General features: G+C 53.1%; 23 protein-coding genes and 1 tRNA gene. 21 read left to right on the top strand and 3 right to left on the bottom strand.

Annotated features, from left to right (window positions below; all coding sequences use genetic code 11):
- The first annotated feature begins 187 nt into the window (after positions 1-187).
- Positions 188-691 (top strand): hypothetical protein, encoded by a 504-nt coding sequence (locus tag Pyrde_RS02760; RefSeq protein WP_143522226.1) that lies wholly within the window; start codon positions 188-190, stop codon positions 689-691.
- 28 nt (positions 692-719) lie between these two features.
- Positions 720-1,034, top strand: coding sequence for a nucleoside triphosphate pyrophosphohydrolase (locus Pyrde_RS02755; RefSeq protein WP_055407995.1), 315 nt, complete (start codon positions 720-722; stop codon positions 1,032-1,034).
- An 18-nt stretch (positions 1,035-1,052) separates the two neighbouring features.
- Here the strand turns inward: Pyrde_RS02755 and Pyrde_RS02750 are convergent, their stop codons facing one another.
- Positions 1,053-1,451, bottom strand: coding sequence for a CBS domain-containing protein (locus Pyrde_RS02750; protein WP_055407994.1), 399 nt, complete (start codon positions 1,449-1,451; stop codon positions 1,053-1,055).
- A gap of 78 nt (positions 1,452-1,529) precedes the next feature.
- On the opposite strand from Pyrde_RS02750, the gene Pyrde_RS02745 reads away from it, so the two are divergent.
- The 3 genes from Pyrde_RS02745 to Pyrde_RS02735 are packed head-to-tail and all read left to right on the top strand — an operon-like array spanning position 1,530 to position 4,958.
- A complete protein-coding gene (locus Pyrde_RS02745; protein WP_231656823.1) occupies positions 1,530-3,491 on the top strand; it encodes an aldehyde ferredoxin oxidoreductase N-terminal domain-containing protein in 1,962 nt (653 codons plus the stop codon).
- Positions 3,492-3,497: 6 nt separating this feature from the next.
- On the top strand, positions 3,498-4,262 hold the full coding sequence (locus Pyrde_RS02740; RefSeq protein WP_055407990.1) for a sulfite exporter TauE/SafE family protein: 765 nt from the start codon (positions 3,498-3,500) through the stop codon (positions 4,260-4,262).
- Positions 4,263-4,295: 33 nt separating this feature from the next.
- Positions 4,296-4,958 (top strand): hypothetical protein, encoded by a 663-nt coding sequence (locus tag Pyrde_RS02735; RefSeq protein ID WP_055407988.1) that lies wholly within the window; start codon positions 4,296-4,298, stop codon positions 4,956-4,958.
- Between the two features lie 153 nt (positions 4,959-5,111).
- On the opposite strand, the gene Pyrde_RS02730 is transcribed toward Pyrde_RS02735, so the two are convergent.
- Together Pyrde_RS02730 and Pyrde_RS02725 are read right to left on the bottom strand one after the other, a co-directional pair.
- Positions 5,112-5,663: a hemerythrin domain-containing protein gene (locus tag Pyrde_RS02730; protein ID WP_082419429.1), complete on the bottom strand. Its 552-nt coding sequence runs from the start codon at positions 5,661-5,663 to the stop codon at positions 5,112-5,114.
- 395 nt (positions 5,664-6,058) lie between these two features.
- Positions 6,059-6,136: transfer RNA gene (locus Pyrde_RS02725), tRNA-Asp, on the bottom strand.
- A gap of 123 nt (positions 6,137-6,259) precedes the next feature.
- Between Pyrde_RS02725 and Pyrde_RS02720 the strand changes: the two genes are divergently transcribed.
- The 16 genes from Pyrde_RS02720 (at position 6,260) to Pyrde_RS02645 (ending at position 19,335) form a co-directional block, all read left to right on the top strand.
- Positions 6,260-6,667 carry a translation initiation factor IF-5A gene (locus tag Pyrde_RS02720; protein WP_055407984.1) on the top strand — a complete coding sequence of 136 codons (408 nt, stop codon included), beginning with the start codon at positions 6,260-6,262 and terminating at the stop codon, positions 6,665-6,667.
- 176 nt (positions 6,668-6,843) lie between these two features.
- Positions 6,844-7,926 carry a hypothetical protein gene (locus Pyrde_RS02715; RefSeq protein ID WP_156327983.1) on the top strand — a complete coding sequence of 361 codons (1,083 nt, stop codon included), beginning with the start codon at positions 6,844-6,846 and terminating at the stop codon, positions 7,924-7,926.
- Between the two features lie 52 nt (positions 7,927-7,978).
- Entirely contained in the window at positions 7,979-9,328 is a 1,350-nt protein-coding gene (locus Pyrde_RS02710) for a signal recognition particle protein Srp54 (protein WP_055407980.1), read from the top strand.
- On the top strand, positions 9,291-9,788 hold the full coding sequence (locus tag Pyrde_RS02705) for an RNA methyltransferase (protein WP_143522224.1): 498 nt from the start codon (positions 9,291-9,293) through the stop codon (positions 9,786-9,788). The genes Pyrde_RS02710 and Pyrde_RS02705 overlap by 38 nt, the downstream gene beginning before the upstream one ends.
- Positions 9,739-11,133 carry a tRNA pseudouridine(54/55) synthase Pus10 gene (locus Pyrde_RS02700; protein WP_055407977.1) on the top strand — a complete coding sequence of 465 codons (1,395 nt, stop codon included), beginning with the start codon at positions 9,739-9,741 and terminating at the stop codon, positions 11,131-11,133. The genes Pyrde_RS02705 and Pyrde_RS02700 overlap by 50 nt, the downstream gene beginning before the upstream one ends.
- A gap of 41 nt (positions 11,134-11,174) precedes the next feature.
- Positions 11,175-11,504, top strand: coding sequence for a 50S ribosomal protein L21e (locus tag Pyrde_RS02695; protein ID WP_055407974.1), 330 nt, complete (start codon positions 11,175-11,177; stop codon positions 11,502-11,504).
- A gap of 176 nt (positions 11,505-11,680) precedes the next feature.
- Positions 11,681-12,019 (top strand): hypothetical protein, encoded by a 339-nt coding sequence (locus tag Pyrde_RS02690; RefSeq protein WP_055407972.1) that lies wholly within the window; start codon positions 11,681-11,683, stop codon positions 12,017-12,019.
- 244 nt (positions 12,020-12,263) lie between these two features.
- Entirely contained in the window at positions 12,264-12,980 is a 717-nt protein-coding gene (locus Pyrde_RS02685; RefSeq protein ID WP_082419426.1) for a DUF655 domain-containing protein, read from the top strand.
- A complete protein-coding gene (gene rsmA, locus Pyrde_RS02680; protein ID WP_055407970.1) occupies positions 12,964-13,725 on the top strand; it encodes a 16S rRNA (adenine(1518)-N(6)/adenine(1519)-N(6))-dimethyltransferase RsmA in 762 nt (253 codons plus the stop codon). The genes Pyrde_RS02685 and rsmA overlap by 17 nt, the downstream gene beginning before the upstream one ends.
- Before the next feature lie 120 nt (positions 13,726-13,845).
- Complete coding sequence (locus Pyrde_RS02675; RefSeq protein WP_180385520.1) at positions 13,846-14,421, top strand: class I SAM-dependent methyltransferase; 576 nt, start codon at positions 13,846-13,848, stop codon at positions 14,419-14,421.
- Entirely contained in the window at positions 14,397-15,128 is a 732-nt protein-coding gene (locus Pyrde_RS02670; RefSeq protein WP_055407967.1) for an RNA methyltransferase, read from the top strand. Before Pyrde_RS02675 ends, Pyrde_RS02670 begins: the two co-directional genes overlap by 25 nt.
- The gene (locus Pyrde_RS02665; RefSeq protein ID WP_055407965.1) at positions 15,118-16,164 is read left to right on the top strand and encodes a THUMP domain-containing class I SAM-dependent RNA methyltransferase; all 1,047 of its coding nucleotides are present in this window, start codon (positions 15,118-15,120) and stop codon (positions 16,162-16,164) included. Before Pyrde_RS02670 ends, Pyrde_RS02665 begins: the two co-directional genes overlap by 11 nt.
- A gap of 78 nt (positions 16,165-16,242) precedes the next feature.
- The gene (locus Pyrde_RS02660; RefSeq protein ID WP_055407963.1) at positions 16,243-16,767 is read left to right on the top strand and encodes a 50S ribosomal protein L16; all 525 of its coding nucleotides are present in this window, start codon (positions 16,243-16,245) and stop codon (positions 16,765-16,767) included.
- 236 nt (positions 16,768-17,003) lie between these two features.
- Entirely contained in the window at positions 17,004-18,074 is a 1,071-nt protein-coding gene (locus tag Pyrde_RS02655; RefSeq protein WP_055407961.1) for a 2-(3-amino-3-carboxypropyl)histidine synthase subunit 1/2, read from the top strand.
- Between the two features lie 15 nt (positions 18,075-18,089).
- A complete protein-coding gene (locus Pyrde_RS02650) occupies positions 18,090-18,767 on the top strand; it encodes an METTL5 family protein (RefSeq protein ID WP_055407959.1) in 678 nt (225 codons plus the stop codon).
- The gene (locus Pyrde_RS02645) at positions 18,733-19,335 is read left to right on the top strand and encodes an exosome complex RNA-binding protein Csl4 (protein ID WP_055407957.1); all 603 of its coding nucleotides are present in this window, start codon (positions 18,733-18,735) and stop codon (positions 19,333-19,335) included. Before Pyrde_RS02650 ends, Pyrde_RS02645 begins: the two co-directional genes overlap by 35 nt.
- Positions 19,336-19,340 lie beyond the last annotated feature (5 nt).

Here is a 19,340-nt window from a genome sequence, read left to right as displayed (position 1 = left end):
TCCTCCTGGTGTTAGTCCTACTGCTCGGCGTATCTTATCTGCTGGGCTAGCTAATGTTGCTCTTGCTAGCCAAGTGTTGCGGTGTTCTCTGCTGTTCTTCCTTGGGTGTCTATAGTTTGTGTTCTGCATGCTCTGTTGCATATATAGCGGGGTTTGACGCCTGTAATTCTGGTTGGGGCTTGCCTAGATGCGTGGAGGCGTTCACGAACTAATTCCGGTGCTCATACTTGCTGCGGTGGGTGTTGCTGCGGTATTTGCGGTTCTCAGTCTGGTGCAGACTACATGGGGCAACATGGGGTTTAGTAGTGTCGAGATAGTGCGTATAGGTGCTGACACTAAGGTTACGTGGTGTAGTCTCCCTAATGGGACTAGTGTTGCTGTGATCGCGCTGCAGTACTTTAACGAGGGTCTGCATGATGTGCTCATTTATAAGGTTGAGATTGTAGGATTTGGCTGGTATGATGTAGAGAAGGTGCTCGAGAATGCTAGGTTTAGCGGTGATACATGTATCGCCGATGGGGTAACGGTTGTGCCTGGCGGGGTTGTACTACCTCATGGAAGTAGGGGGTACGTTTTCATAGTGATTCCGGACGAGATTGCGTCAAGGCTCCCGGGTCAGGTAGTGGTTAAGGTGAAGCTCTATACAGGGCAGGGTAGCATCTTCCTCTCTGCCCCGGTTGTACTGCGCTAGTCTCCTCTGCTGTGGGGCTGGTGGAGGCTTGGTGTGCTGGAAGCTTGTCCGCAACGGTATAGGCCGGGAGCTTGAGAGCCAGGAGGGTGTGGCGGTTTACCGTGTCTCTGGCGGGGAGCTCGAGGCGCTGCTACGGGCTAAGATCGTGGAGGAGGCGATGGAGCTGGCTGAGTCAGGGTCTCTAGAGGAGGCTGCCGACCTCCTGGAGGCTCTGCGTGAATGGCTCCGTTTGAGAGGGCTGGCGCTGGAGGACGCTCTGAGGGCTGCTGACGAGAAGAGGAGGCAGCGTGGCGGGTTTTCTGGTGGCTATGTGGCTGTGTGGCTTGATAGGGAGGTGTGCTAGAGGGTTCCCTTCCCTCTGCTAGGGCCACTCCTCTCGGGGTAGCATGTGGCGTAGTACGCGGCGTATGCTCACCACTCCTAGCAGTTTGCCGTGCTCGTCTACAACCGGGATGTGGCGTATGTTGTGTTCCATCATCTTGTAGGCCAAGAGCGGGAGGGGATCGTCGGGGTGTGCTGTAACAGGATTCGGGGTCATAGCCTCCTTTAGCGGCTTTTCTAGGCTCTCGCCTCTGGCTACTAGTCGTGTGAGGTCGCGCTCAGTGAATATCCCTACGAGCCTACCTTCCCTGTCCACTACAGGTATGCTGCCGACATTATGCTCGGCCATGAGCCTTGCGGCCTCCCTTATGCTTGTCTCGGGGCTCGCGTAGACGGGGTGTGTGTCCCGGATTAGATCCCGTGCGCGGATCGAGGGCACGGCTCCCGCCTCCCGGGGACTAGATATTACGCGTGGGGGCTGCTATACTGTCTCTGCGGGGCGCTTGCAGCCTTGACGGTGCTACGGTTTCTCCGCGTGGACGTGGCCTCGGGATCCGCGAGGCTCGTTGAGGCTAGTATGCCAGGTGTGCTCGGCCCTGTGGACTATGGCGTAAAGCTGCATATGGAGGCCGGGAGCTACGGCTACCCAGTGTTCTCGCCCCGGAACCTAGTTGTAGCAGGCTGCGGCCCCTTTGCGGGCGGCCGGGTGTTCGGGGCCCATAGGATGGCGCTAGTGTTCCGTAGCCCTGTCACCCGCGGGCTCCATGTAAGCACGGTGGGTGGTGTCTGCTACCGCTTCATAGCAACAGGCGTCCACGGTATAGTGGTCGAGGGGTGGCGCGAAGAGCCTGTGGTCATAGTGGTCAAGGGTAAAGCTGGGGGCTCTGTAGAGGCGCGAGTCGAGGAGATCGGGTGGGAAACCCTCTGGACCATATGGAGGGGCTACAAGGGCTTCCGTGGGACCCGAGCGCTCGCAGCCTACCTGCTAGAGCAGTACGGCAAGGAGCTCCCCCGGGCTGGCGTCCTGGTGGTAGGGCCGGCGGCAGCTCGGACGATAATGGCCGGGGTGTTCAGCTTCGACGTCGAGCATGGCCGGCCTGGAGGAGTAGTGGACTCTGCTAGCCGGGGCGGCGCGGGAAGTGTCCTGCTACAAGGCCATGGCGTTGCTGCTATAGTGTACGGCGGCGAATACGACATGTCCCGGGATAACCCCCGGCTACGCGATACAAGGCTCCTTGATGAACTCTCTCGCCGTGTGATGGGCAAGAGCTACATTGGAGCGGTGGAACAGGCTACGGTGAAGTACAGGTACGATCCTCGGCTCGGCACAGGGGGTACGTTTGGCGTAAACTATGTCCATTACCGGGATCTTCTTCCCTTCTTCGGTTTCAACACGGTATACCTCTCTAAGGCTGCTCGTAGCAAGCTAGTCGACATGGTGCTTGAGGAGCTATGGAGGCCTGTGCAGCGCGACGTCTTCGAGCAGCCTGGCGCCAAGCCCTGGAGGACGTGTGGTGAGCCGTGCCCGGCAGCATGTAAGAAGCTGTGGAGAGGCGTGAAGATAGACTATGAGCCCTCTAACGCTCTCGGCCCGTTCTCTGGCGTGCTCAGAGCCGAGGATATGGCGAGCCTAGTAGAGCTGGCAGACGAGCTAGGAATCGACGCCATCGAAGCTGGCCATATAGTGGCATGGCTTTTCGACCTTCTGCAGCGCGGTATGCTGAGTCCCAGTGATCTCGGGCTCCAGGGGCGCCCTGTATTTGATCCACTCGTATACCGGGTAGAGCACGATAGCAGGGCTAACGCCGAGGCAGCCCGTAGAATCCTTGAGGGCCTCGTGGAGCAGCGTGGCTGGCTTCTCTCGCTCATAGCGACGCGAGGGCTCCGTGCGGCAGCACACGTGCTTAACCTCCGGTATAGTGGCAGGGTCTACATGTACCGGACAGGCTACCAAGACGTGGCAGTCTACTCCGCCTACGGCGGGCAGGGCTACATGACGCCGAACCTCTACTGGAGTCCGGGCCTTGTAGCACCGGTACCTGTCCCTGGTAGGTACTGGACAGTCTATAGCCCGAGCTTTGCCTCGCCCGAGGAGCTGGCAGAAGCAGTTCTCGACAGGATGATAGCTGAGTATCTGGTCGACAACGCGGGGTTCTGCAGGTTCCACCGACGCTGGGTCGAGAGGCTCCTTGAGCACCTCTACCATGAGCTACTAGGTCTAGAGGTGGATCTCCGTAAGCACGCGCTCGAGACGCTCCGTGTTATAGTTAGGTACCAGATCCTGGCAGGCGCGGAGCCCAGGCCCTGGGAGAGTAGAAAGACGGTAGACATGATCGCGGGTATCGCGCTGGAGCTTGGCGACCGCGAGTGGGGTCCTCGGATAGCCGAGGATCCTGCATCAGCTCGAGAGTGGTGGAGCCGGTTCCGTGAAAAGCTGTGGGGCCTACTAGGCCTTGGCGGCGAGGAAGCTGGAGGCTAGGCGCTGTTGAACCCGGTAGAGCCACTAGCGATAGGATTCGCGGCGGGTTTTCTCGGGACCCTCCTGGGGATCGGCGGCGGCAGTATAATGGTGCCGTTGCTGGTCCTCCTCGGCGTAGATATCAAGAGGGCGGTGCCAGCTAGCCTAGTAGCTATACTGGGTACTAGCCTCGGCGGGCTCCGCCGCCTCCACAGCCGCGGGCTCGTAGACCCCCGGATGGCGGTGTTCCTCGAATCGGCCTCTATAACCGGGGCAGTCGTCGGTGTAGAGATCCTAGGTAGACTCGAGAGCCGCCTACTCACCCTCCTGCTTGGCCTAATACTCCTTGTGTCGGCTGTAGGGTTCACGGCCCTCAAGAGGCTCAGTGCGGGACAAGGCTGGGAGAGATTGTCGGATATACCGGTCTGGAGGCTAGCCCTAGGCTGGCTCGTCTCCCTCGTGGCTGGACTAGTCTCGGCTGTCTTCGGGGTTGGGGGCGGCGTACTGAAAGTCCCCTTGCTAGTCCTTGTGCTGGGCTTTAGCGTCCACGCGGCCGTTGCCACGAGCAAGCTCATGGTAGGCATAACTGCGCTCACGGGAGTAGTCGGCCATGCCCTGGCTGGCCGCGTAGACCCCATGCTATCGCTGCTACTACTTGTCGGCACATATACCGGCGCGACGGTCTCTGCGAGACTGCTTCTCAGGGTGAGGGCTAAGACGCTAAGACTGATAGCAGCCCTATACTACCTGGCTATGGGCCTCTACATGGTCTATAGGGGGTTAACGGGATAGAAGTACTCTCTTCTTAGGCTCTGGGGGAGAGGTGTGGCGCGGCTCCACCCAGTAGTAAGGCTCGTAGACTACGAGCGTTTAGTGAAGAGGCGAAGGCTCCGGGTCAAGGGGCCTCTCGTGCTGGAGGAAAAGCTGGACGGCTACCTCTTAGTAGTCTATAATGGGGCTTTCTATACAGGCTCGGGGCGTAGAGCGCCAAACTGGCTCCTCCGGGCCCTAGCCGAGGCAGGAGCGGACCCTCTGCCTGCTTCTCGTAACCGCCTTCTCTACGTAGAGGTGTATGGTCGCTGCCTCTCTCCCGGCGGTTTTCATAGGAATGATAAGCGTTGCTATCGAGCAGCGCTAGTAGACGCAGCCAGGCCACCTGCCTATGCAGGTAATATAGAGGAGGCAGTCCTCCTTTCTCGTACATTGGACCCCCTAGAGAGAAGAGGCATAGCCGAGGATACAGGGCTAGAGCATCCAAGAGAGACAGTCATCACGGTTGATTCGGCGCCGCGGGCTCGGATGCTGATAGAACTACTTGAAGGATTCCAGGACCGTGAGGGCTACGTCCTCAAGCTCTACAGCATCCATGGTCATGTCCTGCTCCCAGACTATGGCGCGAAGATACGTGGCCTCCTAGAGGTGAAAGTGAAACATAGTTACCGTGACCTACTCGCCGGAATTCGGGCTACCCATAATACTGTATTCTAGGGGTCTAGGCATCCTCTACAGTTTCGAGGCAAACTACGCTGATGACGTAGTCCTGGTGAAGTGTGCTGATAAGCCTAGCAGCTTAGGATAGCCCAAAGAAGGCATATAGCGGCAAAGGACGCCCCTTACACCCATCAACGGTATAGGGGCGTTTCAGCCATTCGATCTGGCCGCCTCAATGATCCTCCGTAGCTCATCTAGCTTCCTAAGCATCTCTTCGTGTCTGTGTCCTTTCTCTACCTCCTCAGCTTCCTCTACTAGCTCGCCTTCGGCGATAACCTGCTTAGCCATAGGGAAGAGTACGTTATTCTCCTTGTCTATGTGCTGGATAAGCAACTCTCTATACGATTCAGCATACCTCCTTAGATCCTCTATGGCGCTATGTTCACCCCTCCTCAACCGGTCAAGAACACCCCTGGCATTGCGCAATAGGTATCTTCCAATACCATGCTCGCACACCATGACGCCTATCGGGCCGCCATGGAGTGGTATGCCGCGCTTTTCAAGAACCGGGAAGAGAACCAGCTCTTCCTTACCGTGATGGCACTGATCAGCGAAGTTTGAGAGAAAGTCTATCAAGCCCTCCACAACGTCGGGGCTAAGTCTTCCCTGCTCAAGCAGATTCACGGACTCCACGAAGAGGTCGAGAGCCTGGAGTATATGGTCATGATCTTCGACTAGCCCATCCACAACATGTCTGGTCATGGTTTGAACCCCCTCAAAGGCTAGGCGCCAGGAGATTATCTCCTCCTCTTACAGCTAAAGAATGAGCGGCGCACGGTTACCCTGATGTTGTCCTTTTTAACAATTCCTTAGGCATGTAGCTACATGACTGATAATGTAGAAGAGTGGGATTCATAGAGGCTAATGGACAGCAGGTTTTGCTCGGCACCTCTTGCCTGCCACTCCCCGAGCAACACCATAGAGTTACCCGCTGAACATTTACGATACTAATTGCAGACTTGTTCATGCTTCATGACTACAACATGATGTATAGAGTATATGAGGTAGAGGAGGAGACGTACAAGGTAGGTCAAGTAGATAAGCAGGTGAGGAAAGAGGTGCCGCGGTACGCCGCGGGCTATATCCGAGTTTATAGATGGCGCCGCGGCCGGGATTTGAACCCGGGTCACGGGCTTGACAGGCCCGCATACTGGGCCAGGCTATACTACCGCGGCACCATGTGGGAGGCACACCCTACTCTAGCCGGTTTAAATAAGTTGCTATCATGGCTGTAGGGTCGGGAAAGCTAAGGCTATAAAGTTGGGTAGGCACAGGCGCTGAGTCTGGGGTAGAGTGGTATGAGCGTAACCTATGCGACTCTAGGCGAGCTACGCGTTGGCAGCTACATAGTTATCGATGGTGAGCCTTGTAGGATAGTTGAGATGAGCCGCGCCAAGACAGGTAAGCATGGTAGTGCTAAGGCCCATGTAGTAGCTGTATGTCTCTTCTCGGGCAACAAGAAGACTCTAACAGCACCCGTAGACGCACGTGTAGAGGTACCAATAATCGATAAGCGTGTAGGTCAGGTAATAGCCGACATGGGTGATATGGTACAGATAATGGATATGGAAACGTTTGAGACATTCGAGGTAGAGAAGCCTAGCGATGAAGACCTCCGCGCGAAGCTGCAGCCCGGTGTAGAGGTAGAGTACTGGGTCGTAATGGGTAAGTACATGATAATGCGTGTACGCGGTGGCCAGAAATAGCCGCTATACCCTCTAATCCGCACCCTCCCCTAGATATAATCAAAGTTATTCAACTCTTCTCCAACCATTACAATTCCTACCCGGTTTTTAGCAGAGTGGCAACCATGTATAACCTGTGCGGATTCTAGTATAGCATGGCTCTGCCTCTTATGAGATTCTGTATGTGGCGCCATATAGTGAATAATGGTGCCGGCTGGGATCAGCCCTATAGGGGTCTAGGCGTGGAGCGTAGAATGCATAAAATGAGATTATGGAGTATCAGGATCGGAGTAATAGTCTCGGTTTTCTACAGTGGTTTGGGCCTCCATGCAGTCCTCCAGGGTGATATACACAGACATGCAACCTTCATGGTGCCCGGTGGATTAACCCTCTTTGCAAGCACCATAGCCTACTCATACTCGGCGCTTGTACTCCGTCGGCTAGGAGCAGGTGTAGAGACACTAGGGATGCTCCTTCTAGCAATGCTTGCACTGTTTCCAATATTTCTCTATATTGGTGTTTCCTATGCATGGATGCTCTACACAGTGCCAGCAATAGTTATGGCTATCATTGTTGGGTTTGGCGCGCTCAAGCTCAGCAATAGGGTTAGCAGAGCTAGCTACCTTAGCCTAGCCTTCTCCTATGCAGCGTCAGGGATCCTAATGCCGCTAGCCTATCAAGCTACTGATGTCTATGGTGTTGCTGTCTTGCTTTCACTAAGCCTACTAGTCCCAATGATATATGCCGTGTCGTTCCAGTCATATACACTGACTTGTAGCCTAAGACCAACAATCTGGCTCCTACCGGCCTCAGTGCTAGCATCTATAGCGTCCTCTGTAGCGCTACTCTATAGGATAAATGATGTAAGTAGTGTCTTGGTACTCTCCTCTCTGCTCTTCTATGCTGTGGGTGCCCGGCTATACGCAGCAGCTAAGTGTCAACGGGGGACACGGGCACACCAGTACTTCGCCCTAGGCCACTATGTAGTGTTAGCCTCCATAGCCTACGCCTTCTATGCAGTGCTAACAAGCTCTATATCCGTATTGCTGCATTCTATCCTCATAGGGTTCATAGGGCTCCACATAGCTGTTCATGCACCAATGATGGTGCCCGTTGCGGCAGGGATTCCAAACGCTCGGCGCTTCACGCCTCTACCGTATGCATTGCTTCTAGCGGCTGCTGCAGCATGGAGGTATTCTTGCATTGTAAGCCTGGCACTGGTTGTATTCTCTCTACTGTCAATCGTGGCTATTGTGGCCAGGAAGCCGCGGCTACGATAATTAGGTGCGAGGAAGCCTCTTGTAGAGACCTGGGGTAGGGGTAGAGAAGGCTATGCCGGGTCTCGACGACCTGCGGAAGGCTGTCGGCCGGCTGCTGAAGCGCAGCGGGCCCTACGAGGCAATAGTGAAGGAGTATATACGTGATATACAGCGTGCTCTAATCTCTGCTGACGTCAATGTACGTCTTGTATTTGATCTCACTAAGAGGATACGCGAGCGTGCCCTCAGGGAGCAGCCGCCGCCCGGTGTTAGTAGACGAGAGTGGCTAGTCAAGGTAACTTATGACGAGTTGGTAAAACTCTTTGGCGGTGATGATGAACCTGAGGTAAAGCCGCCATATACTCCATACGTGATCATGATGGTAGGTGTACAGGGTAGTGGTAAGACAACCACGGTGGGTAAGCTGGCAAAGTTCTACAGGTCTATGGGCTACAAGGTGGGCGTGGTCGCGGCTGATACTTACCGGCCTGGTGCCTACGAGCAGCTTCGCCAGTTGGCCGACCGCGTCGGGGCAATGTTCTACGGGGAGCCCGACTCCAAGGATCCTGTCTCTATAGCCCGGAGGGGCGTAGAGGAGCTAAAGAAGAGAGGGGCAGACATAATCATTGTCGATACTGCTGGACGCCATGGTTACGGTGAAGAAGAGGCTCTGCTAAAGGAGATGCAAGACATAGCGGCAGCTGTAAAGCCGGACGAGGTTATGCTAGTCATAGACGCCGCTATGGGGCAGAAGAGCTATGACCTGGCTAAGCGATTCCATGAAGCAACGCCTATAGGAAGCATAGTAGTGACGAAGATGGATGGTACTGCTAAGGGTGGAGGAGCCCTCTCAGCAGTAGCTGCTACCGGTGCAAGGATAAAATTCATCGGTACAGGTGAGGATGTTGATGAATTTGAGGTATTTAGACCGCGTCGCTTCGTAGCACGGCTCCTTGGTATGGGTGACCTCGAGTCACTTCTAGAGAGGATAGAGAGACTACAGGGAGTTGAAGAGTTCGAGAAAACAGTGGCCGAGATGGTTGCCGGCAAGATAACATTCCGGGTACTCTATAGGCAGCTCGAGCAGATGAGGAAGCTAGGCCCCTTCAGGAAGGTGCTTCAAATGATACCTGGCTTCTCTACTATGTTAGACTCGTTCGATGAGGCAGCTAAGGTTAGCGAGGAGAAAATGAGAAAATGGATGAGCATAATGAATTCTATGACCTACGATGAGCTCGATAACCCGGAGCTTTTAGAGCAGCGTAGCCGCGTCAAGAGAATAGCTATTGGAGCTGGGGTAGAAGTAAGCGATGTACGCGAGCTGTATAACTACTACAAGACGGTTAAGAGAATGATGAGGCAGCTCCGGAAGAGGAAGGATATACTTGAGCGCTTCGCGAAAATGGGACGGCTGCCGGGTTAGGATAGTTTATCGCGACGAACCTTCCCCGGACTCTCTTCTCCGCGCTGGGCTCGTGGCTGTCTCCGCACTGTTGCTGTCTAACAGTATTCGGAGGCACGTGTGTGTAGAGCTACTAGCATGGCTGGAAACGGGTAGTGGCCTACAGCCTGTCACACTACGCATAGACGGGGCTAGGGTGAAATGGCTCCGCGCTGACGAGTCTAGCCTCCTCGGCGTATTACGAAATGCTGTGAGGAAAGGCGGCTGGCCTGGCATAGAGGTAGCTCTCGGCGATGGGCTAAAGAACCTAGAGGGTTGTATCGATGCAGAGAGTGTTATAGAGGGCGAGTGTAGCAAATGCATACGCGTCAAGGGGCAGCGTATCGGGTTAAAGCCCTGGTGGCTTCTAGCAGCAGCAATGGTAGCGCATGATGGGCGGTGCTGGCAAGACTGTAGAGAAGAGAGAAGAGACCGAGATTAGCGGTGCATTAGTAGAGGAGCTGGCTAGTGTTGAGTACATAGTCGAAAAGGCCTATAGAATTCTCCGGGAGTATCCGCTCTGCGACTACTGCCTAGGTAGGATGTTTGCACTACTCGGTAGGGGTTGGGGCAACGCTGAGAGAGGAGAAGCGCTGAAACGTCTCATCGTAATGGCGCTCCATGCCGGTATACGTGAGGGCAGTGAGGCGAGTCGTAGAGTTCTTAGCGAGACGGCTGCTAATATTGGCTCGGTCGCTGAGGGACTCTATAGTGAAATACATGGAGGAAAACTAGAGCGTAGGAGCTGCTACTTATGCGGCTCGAGGCTCCCCCGACTCTTTGACGAAGCTGCTTCACGTGCGGTAGAAATGCTGGCCAGTATGGATGTTGGTAACTTCCTTGTAGCTGCTAGGGTGGACCCGAAGCTGCGGGAGCGCGAGGATGAGATTAAGAGGCGCTTTGGTCTAGTCTATGCGGAGTCGATAGCTTCTGAGGTGAAAAGAGAGGTCAGCAAAAGGCTTCAGAGGCTAACGGGGCTCCAGCCAGAATTTGGTACTCCAGATGTAGTGATTGAGGTCGGAGTCCCCGAGGGCAATGTAACTATACATGTTATGCCTCTGCTCCTGCGGGGGAGGTACTGGAAGATAGCTCGGCGTGTCTCACAATCTGCATGGATAACGCGGTACGGTGAGCGCCGTTATCCGTTCAGCGTCGAGGACTCGTTCTTCGTCCTAGCTGAGGTAATGGATGCAGATGATGTTGTGCTGCACGCGTCTGGCAGAGAAGATGCAGACGCTAGAATGCTTGGGCTCGGAAGACCCTTCATAGTGGAGCTGAAGAGGGCTAGACGCAGATGCTTTGCTACAAGCTTCATAGAGTCGATAGTCAACCGCTATGCTTCGGGCCTAGTAGAGGTCATCCTAGAGGGTAGGGCACTTCGCAGAGAGGTATCAGAGATCAAGGGCGAGCATTCTAAGAGGTCGAAGATATATAAAGCGTTAGTTGTCGTCTCCAGGGAGGTAACCGATGAGGAGTTACGTGGCCTAGAGGAGTTCTTCGCTGGAGCGTCAATACGGCAGCGGACCCCGCGTAGGGTGAGACATCGGAGACCGGATATAGTCCGTGAAAGGATAGTGTTTAGTGTCAAGACCAGGCGTATAGCTAGCAATGTGTTCGAGGCCCTAATAGTTGCTGAGGGAGGCCTCTACATCAAGGAGCTTGTGAGCGGCGATGGAGGTGATACGAGCCCCAGCTTCGCCGAATACCTTGACGCGGAGGCCTACTGTGCAGAACTCGATGTACTCGGCGTAGTAGAGTCTACTCCGCAACACCCTAAGAGGATATAATACCGGGCCTTCCTCACGGCGGCTGTACCGGGGGATAGAAAGTGAAAGCGTCTAGGGGCTTTAGGCACCGTACTAGAAAGCTGCTACGTAAGCATATACGTGAGCGTGGCGCAGTTCCGCCTCTCAGCCTACTAATGCACGAGTACAAGCCTGGCGACAAGGTCTACATAATAATCAATCCCTCGGTTATGAAGGGTATGCCGCACCGCCGCTACCACGGCAAGGTAGCTACAGTCGTGGGTAAGAGAGGTAAGGCGTACATAGTACAGCTAAAGGTTGGTAGCAAGATAAAGACGCTCATAGTTAGGCCTGAGCACCTACGCCCTGTACCACCCGAGGCACTGACACCACCAAAAGAGAAGAAGAGATGAAGCTGTACACCGGCTCATCTTTACGGCTAAAATGTATATTCGTTCAATGTTTTAGCAACAGTGAATTTAGGACTCTTTTACAAAACTTTGATTACAATAGTCTCCGGGCATGGAAATCGTATGAACTGTAGCCAACTGTGAGGTAAGGCTTTACCTTCGATAGAAGGGTGTTAACCGTGGTGGAGATCTTAGAGTCAAGGTACGCTCCTATACCTATAGCCAGAAAGATACTCGAATCAGTAAAGGATCTCGTAGAGGAAAACCCCGTAGTAGCCAGGACATATGAGTATATAGTCAAATTCTCTAAATGTAACCCCGAAGCAGCCGAGGAGGCGCTCAACAAGCTCACTAATGAGGGATTTAGTGAGTTTGCTGCATCGGTACTGATAAATATACTGCCATCGAGCCTAGAGGAGGCAAAAGCTATACTCGGCGACATTGATGGAGGCTATGATGATGAAATGATAGAAAAGGCACTTGAAATTCTGGAGGAGAGCTGTGGCAGGAAACAGTAATGATAACTATGCAAGCATTAATTCGGATCTTGGAACTGGAGAATAGGTTGGCACTCTGTTTTATCAAACTGATGTAGATTCCACTTGCCATAAGAGGTTTGATGACGCCCACCCGTGCTGGTGCTGTTAGAAAAAGAGGCAGATAGAGAACGGAATCCCGGAGGCAGGGGGTGCGGGCTCCGGCCTCTTTAAATCCCTTGAGTATAGTGCTCTAATATAAGCGAGAGCGAGGAGGGCAGGGGCTATGCAGCAGCGTAGAGCAAGGCGGCGACGTAAGGGCGGCGGCAGGCCCTACGAAGAGTACGCCTATGTCCTTGACTACCTGCCTATGGGTAACCCTACGGATAGGCATCCATGGCACCGGAATAAGCCGGTTATACAGCTGGTCGGTGAGGACTACTTCATACTTATGGAGGCGTCGCCCCGGCATGGTGCGCAGCTAGAAGTTGGTGAGAGAGTATATGTAGGCCCCGTAGCGGAGATGCGTGATAAAGTGTTTCGTGTAGAGGCCGATATAGAGTATGACGACTTGACTGGATTTGCCAAAGAGACGCTTCCGAGCATTATAGAGCAGATTGTGAAGAAGAAGGAGCCAGTATTCGTGGAGTTCTTCAACATAGCTGGCCCGATAACTCTAAGGTTCCATAGCCTTGAGCTGCTACCGGGTGTCGGGAAGAAGACCGTGATGAAGATTATTGAGGCACGCGAGCGCGAGCCTTTCAAGAGCTACGAGGATATAAGAAACCAGGTTCACATAGATCCTGTGAAGGTGATTAGTGAACGCATAGTAGAGGAGCTCAAGGGTGGGCAGAAGTACTATCTCTTCGTAAAGCCTCCGAGAAGAGAGCTAGAGCAACCAGTCAAGCCCTTATTCCTAAACTACCTAGGCACGATATATGCTAAGCTTGGGAGGCAGCTTCTAGGCGCGGAGGAAGCAAGCAGCGGTGAGGGAGCTGCATAGAGCCTCCAAGAAGCTTGGTCAGAATTTCCTAACAGCGCGGTGGGTTGCAAGAGAATTTGCCCGATGGGCGTGTAGTTTTAGAACACTCCTAGAGGTAGGAGTTGGTACCGGATTTCTCACATCCGAGATACTAAGGCAGTGTAGGCCGCAGCTCCTTATAGGAATAGAGGTTGACGCGAGACTTCTAGATTGGCTTGCAAGTCTCTCCTTCTTCGAGCCCCGGTTCGCTCCGCTACATGGAGATGCCTTGAGTCCACCACTCGTCCTCAACCGGGTAGACGCGGTATATGGGAGTATACCGTATAACATAACCGGACCACTTCTATCATTGCTGGCAGTAGAGGCCCAAAAGCCGGCAATGCTACTGTTGCAGAGGGAAGTCGTAGATAGGCTTGCGGCAAGACCTGGAAGTAAGCAGTATGGAAGGATATCAGTGCTAGTTCAGCTAGTCTACAAAGTTAGGCCGGGCAAGGTGGTCCCACCGTCAGCCTTCCGTCCAAGGCCTAAGGTCTTCTCGAGAATAGTCGTCCTAGAGCCGAGAGATGATCGTCCACCTAGAGATATGCTTCGCCGGCTCGAGGAAGTGACTAGGTGTATATTCTCTGAGAGGAACAAGAGGGCAGTAAAGGTCGCGAGTAAGTGTCTAGGTCTAGACCGCGACACGTTGGAGGAGAGAGTTGGCGAGCGTCGGGTCTATGAGCTCTCTCCTGAGGAGTTCTACATGCTTCTCAGCCTGGGCACTTGACGCAGTGGTTGACAGGATCGGGGTTTCCCAGGTATGGGAGATAGATTAGTCGGCTATGGATGTGAGGCTCGATGTGTCAAGAATGTGTATGTTGACGAGAGTAGCTCAGTGTGCGTGTGTGTGCATGTATATGAGCCGGCGGAAGATACGTGGCTAGCACTAGAAGTGGTAAGAGAGCTGATAGAGGCTAATCGCGGGGCTAGTTTAGAGCTGTGCATAGATGTTGGCTCTGGAACCGGCGTGCTAGGCTTAGAGTGTGGCTCTAAGGATGTCCCCTACACTCTTCTCCTGGATGTGAATCCTTGCGCAGCCTACTGTAGCAGACTGAACGCTGAAAGACGTGGCATGGATACTCTCCTAGACGTGGCTCAGTGTGATGGTCTGTCGTGTATTCGTTGCCCTGGTAGACGGTTTTTGGTAGTATACAACACGCCGTACCTTCCAGTAGATGATGGAGACTTGGAGGGACTTGCGTGGAGTGGTGGTATACGTGAGGCTGAAAGACTGGCTCGCTATGCCGGGAGCTGTCCGAGGCTCGGTTGTATCGTGCTTGTCTACTCTTCGCTTAGTGGAAGCGATAAAGAAGTACTAAAGACTCTCCGAGAGGCCGGAGTAGCTGTAGAGAGAAGGAGCTTGCACATATTCTTTGAGGATATAGTGGTGGTGTACGGTTGCAGGAAGAGAGGGTTAGGATAAGGCTAGTACTCGTTGGTACAGAGGGGGAGATAAACCTAGGCTTCATAGCCAGGCTTGCAGCTAACTTTCAGGTAGACGAGTTTTACCTTGTCAGTCCCCAGGCTAGTCCCTCGAGCGAGGAGGCTAAGCGTTTTGCAGCGAATGGGGCATACATGCTTGAAAGAGTCGAGATTTTCAATAGCCTGGACGAGGCATTAGCTGGTGTAGACATTGCGGTGTGTACAAGTGCTAAGACGGGTCAGCGCAGTGATGTACTCCGGCACGCTGTCTCTGTGAGAGAGTTTGCGCAGGACATAGCACCGCGGTATGGCAGCATAGCAGTAGTGTTTGGGCGGGAGAGTGTAGGCCTTACACGCGAAGAGCTGTCCAAGTGTCATCTCCTTGTCCACATACCCGCGAATCCGGACTATCCTGTGCTTAACCTGAGCCACGCAGTTGCTATAGTACTCTACGAACTCTGGATTGCGTTACGGTTTAGGGGGCAGCTCCACGAGCAGGTCGATAGTAGGAGTCTAGAACGTGTATACAAACTCCTACATGATGTAGCCGAGAAGCTAGTTGATAGAGAGAGATTTCCTGCCGTAGACGCTGCAATAAAGCATCTGCTATGGCGCTCTGGTATGACAAGCGGTGAGGCGTCAGCATTATACCAGTTCGCGAAAAAGCTCCGCCGCCTAGTGGAGGAGTGTAGCAGCAGTGACGCGTAGAACGGTCATACTCACTACGAACCCAGGTATTGAGGACATAGTTGCTGAAGAGGCACGTGCTAGGCTCGGTGCAGAGGTAGTAGAGATAAGGGCTGGCCACGGGAGAGTCATAGTAGACATTGACGAGTCTAGTCTATACCTCGTAGAGTACATGAGGTCTATACACAGGGCTAAGCTCTTACTTGCTCGGGATAAAATATGTGGTTCGAAAGAGTGCCTCAGTAAGGTCTACGAGGTAGTAGCCTCTAGCGGTGTCGAGAAGTATGTGACGCCCTATACCAGCTTTGCTATAAGGGCTGAGCGGGTAGGGATGCACGAATACTCTTCGCTCGACATAGCCCGTGTGGCGGGAGACGCTGTCATAGATGCGGTACGTCGTCTCTACGGTCTACGTCCCCCGGTGGATCTAGACTACCCCGCGGTAGCAGTCTCGGTAGACGTGATAAACGACGAGATCTATGTGTCCATAGAGCTTGGTGGAGAACTGTCGTGGCATAGGCGGGGCTACAGAATATATGATCATCCGGCTGCTCTCAAACCAACACTGGCCTATGCAATGGTAGCAATGTCGGGGATAGTTGATGGCGAGACTTTGATGGACCCTATGTGTGGAGGAGGTACAGTCGCTATAGAAGCAGCTCAGCTCCTAGAGCATTCCCGCATAATTTGTATGGATAGGAGTCGCCGTCACATAGCCGGTGCTAGGCTCAACGCGAGGGCGGCAATGGTTGAGAATCGTATAAGGTTCATAGTTGGTGATGCTACACGTCTAAGCAGCTATGTAGATCAAGTAGACGTAGTAGTCTCTAACCCGCCCTACGGTATACGCATGGGCAGTCCGCACGAGGTTAGACGTGTATACCGGGAGTTCCTCCGAGAAGCAGCAAGTGTTGTGAGAAAGAGCATAGTCTTGATAACAACTGAGCATAGGGTTGTGAAGCGTACGCTAGAGGAACACGGCTGGAGGATAGTTCATGAGCGCCGAGTAGCGCATGGTAACCTCTATCCTTACATAATCGTGGCTAAGCCTAGGTAACACTCTCCACGCTGACCCTTAGAGAGAAGCCTTCATAACCAGGCGGCATAAGTCGGGTCTAACCCGGTGCCTTAGGGTATGCCGCAGAAACCCGCGAGGTGCTACACTAAGCGGCGCTCCAAGGCGTTCTCGGGCCCAGCGTACACGAGGAAGGAGTATATCCATGGTGTACCGCCGCCGAAGATACAGAAGTTCACAATGGGCAACCCTCATGGCGACTATGACTACATATTAGAGGTCTACGTGGAGGAGCGTGGCCAGATACGTCATAATGCGCTTGAAGCGGCCCGTGTAATGGTGCACAAGTATCTCTCGACAACGATAGGCGACCAGAACTACCTATTCAGAGTAAGGGTCTATCCGCACCATGTATTGCGCGAGAACAAGATGATGGCCTTCGCGGGTGCAGACCGTCTACAGGAGGGTATGAGGCAGGCCTTCGGCAAGCCTGTAGGCACAGCGGCTCGCGTCTATCCAGGCCAGGCAGTGCTAGAGGTACGAGTCCGCAAGGAGCATCTAGACCATGCTAAGGAGGGACTGCGCCGCGGAGCAGCTAAGCTGCCGTTACCGACACGTATACGTGTCATACCGATAAAGAAGTGATGTAGAATTTCTTACCAGCATTTCCATTACTTAATACCTTGCCCAATTACTGTGTTGCTTCGATAATACTATTGTGATGCTTGGTACTCAATTCTAAGTAGGAATGGTGTGGAACCGAAGTAGATTATTCTGCGTACACTAATAGCATGGTGTGTTACGTCCTTCTATACTCTAGCGGTTGAGACTAGGTTACGATAAGGCTTGGAGTGTGTGGGAAATAGAGGTGTAACAGCGTATTGGAGCTAAATTGTGGAGGGTGTTGTATTGTATTAGATGACTATCTTTTCGACTTCAGTAGAGTTGCTGAGGCTGTCAAGAAAGCGAGACCAGCTGCTATAGTGCTAGAGGCACCGCAGGGAATGGTTAGGCTGTTGGAACGGCTTGCCAGTTTCCTTACCGATGAATGTCTTGATAAACAAGATGTTGATGTATACATAAGGCTTGAGCCCTCCTTTGGCTCATGCAGCTTGTCCCTAGACGCAGTAGAATTGGTCAATGGGAATTCGATACTCGTGCATATAGGTCATGGAGAGTATGCTTACCCACTCTGTGCTGGAGGGGCTTGCTCGCGTAAGCTACCTCGTAATGTATACCTTGTTGAGGCTGAATACCTGGGTGGAGACGCGGAGCTGTTAGCCCATAAAGTTGTTGAAACCTTCTCTGAAAATGGTTGGAGCAGTACAGCTATAGGCTATTCGATACAGCATAAACGTTTGGCAGAGAAGATTGCAGTGATATTAGCTGATAAAGGTATAGATGTGGTGCTTGTGGATAGTCTGCTTGGTTGTTATTACTACAAACATGTAAAGCTTCGCGAGAGTGTTGACGCTTACATAGTTGTTGCCGGTGGTTACTTCCATGCATTAGGTCTTGGACTGGCCCTAGCTGGTGCTAAACCGGTGCTCCGTGTAGATCCATATACAAGCAGTATCGAGGACATATCAAGTCTGGTAGCTAGGACCCTTGCTAAACGCTATTGGGTCATGAGGCAGGCTGTAGAGGCGTCTAGGTTCGGTATAGTATTAGGACTTCTTCCGGGCCAATACAGGCCCTGGATTGCAGAGCATATTGCACGCCTTGTAAAGAAACGTGGAGGCAGATATAGGTTCATACTGGCGCGATATGTTACAAGAGAGTACTTGGACAATCTTTCCCCGGACGACTATGATGTATTTGTAATGGTTTCGTGTCCGCGGTTGGCTATAGAGGATCTATCTGACTACTGGAAGCCGGTGCTCACGCCAGCGGAGGCACGCATAGTGTTAAGTGGAGACATAACGGGCTCGAACTATACCTTTCCATGGTGAGGGGCTGGAAGCAGCGTGAGGCTTGCACGTATATCAAGACTAAGGATGGTATTGGAGCGGCTAGTTCCGCGGCTGGAGAGTCCTAAGCGTGAGCTTGAACAGTACCGTACGCCCCCAGAGATAGCAGTTGACATTGCTATGTGTATAGCTGGAGTAGCATGTAAAGTAGTAGTGGATCTCGGCTCAGGTACTGGCATGCTGAGCTATGCTGTGAGCCTAGTTAGTGGCAGCTATGTTGTCGGCTTCGATGTTGATGAGGCTCTAGCAGTGCTAGCGCGGAGTTCAGATCTCTACGAGGCCAGTATTGTAGACTTTGTTGTAGCTGACGTAGCCTACTTGCCTCTACGCCCTCTAGGGAATGTATGCGTGGTTCAGAATCCTCCATTCGGTGTATCTAGGCGTGGAGCAGATAGAGTCTTCATGAAAGCTGCTATGGGTATTGGGGCCAGAGTTATATGTAGCCTACATTATGCTAGCGTGGGGGTGGAGAGATACCTTAAGAGGCTCTTCTCCGAAGCCGAGTATATAGTGGAGTTCATGAAGGTGTATAGGTTCCCTCTTCCGGCTATGTATCGTGATCACGTTAAGAGAATACATTACATACCCGTGTTGCTCCTAAGGGCTTGGAGAGGCGAGGAGAGGGGGAGGCAGAGAGGCGATGCTAAGAAGTGTCGAGGAGCTGGCAGGGCGTAGAGTCTTCCCTGGCGAGCCATTGTGTACAGTAGAGGAATTCATACCTGGCGAGGGAGTCTATGTTGACGACGGCTATATACGTGCAGCGAGGTTTGGTCAGGTAGAGGTAGACCTCGTGACCCGTAGGATAAGCGTGAAGCCTGTATCACTGAAGCCTAGGCTTCCTAAGAGGAATAGTATAGTATATGGTGCTGTTTATGCAGTGCCGCGCGACGAGCTAGCTCTCGTCAAGATATTTGCTGACGAGCGTATGGTGCCCTATAACGGGACGTTTAGCGGTGTGCTACATATACTCCAGGTGGCTGATACACCTGGAGGCAAGAGTATGTATGACTTCGTGAAGCCTGGTGACTTCATCCGTGCCACTGTATTGTCATCGGCTATCCCATACATGCTTTCAATTAAGAGATCGCAGGATGGTGTGGTACTTGCTTACTGTTCTGTGTGTGGTTCACCTCTATACCGTATACCAGGTAGTCCACGTCTAGCTTGTCTACGCTGTGGAAACGAGGAGCAGCGACGCGTATCACCGCTCTATATACTCTCAACACGGCGTAGAAGAAGATAGAACAT

The sequence above is a fragment of the Pyrodictium delaneyi genome, assembly GCF_001412615.1.
Lineage (GTDB): Archaea > Thermoproteota > Thermoprotei_A > Sulfolobales > Pyrodictiaceae > Pyrodictium > Pyrodictium delaneyi.
Note: the sequence above shows the minus strand (reverse complement) of the source record. Positions and strands in the feature narration are given on the sequence as shown.

Bases quoted from the DNA above. Each gene is read 5' to 3' on its own strand.
- Pyrde_RS02660 (WP_055407963.1), top strand. From the start codon at position 16,243: ATGCCGCAGAAACCCGCGAGGTGCTACACTAAGCGGCGCTCCAAGGCG.
- Pyrde_RS02685 (WP_082419426.1), top strand. From the start codon at position 12,264: ATGCAGCAGCGTAGAGCAAGGCGGCGACGTAAGGGCGGCGGCAGGCCC.
- Pyrde_RS02710 (WP_055407980.1), top strand. From the start codon at position 7,979: ATGCCGGGTCTCGACGACCTGCGGAAGGCTGTCGGCCGGCTGCTGAAG.
- Pyrde_RS02700 (WP_055407977.1), top strand. From the start codon at position 9,739: ATGGGCGGTGCTGGCAAGACTGTAGAGAAGAGAGAAGAGACCGAGATT.
- Pyrde_RS02720 (WP_055407984.1), top strand. From the start codon at position 6,260: ATGAGCGTAACCTATGCGACTCTAGGCGAGCTACGCGTTGGCAGCTAC.
- Pyrde_RS02730 (WP_082419429.1), bottom strand. From the start codon at position 5,663: ATGACCAGACATGTTGTGGATGGGCTAGTCGAAGATCATGACCATATA.
- Pyrde_RS02760 (WP_143522226.1), top strand. From the start codon at position 188: ATGCGTGGAGGCGTTCACGAACTAATTCCGGTGCTCATACTTGCTGCG.
- Pyrde_RS02645 (WP_055407957.1), top strand. From the start codon at position 18,733: ATGCTAAGAAGTGTCGAGGAGCTGGCAGGGCGTAGAGTCTTCCCTGGC.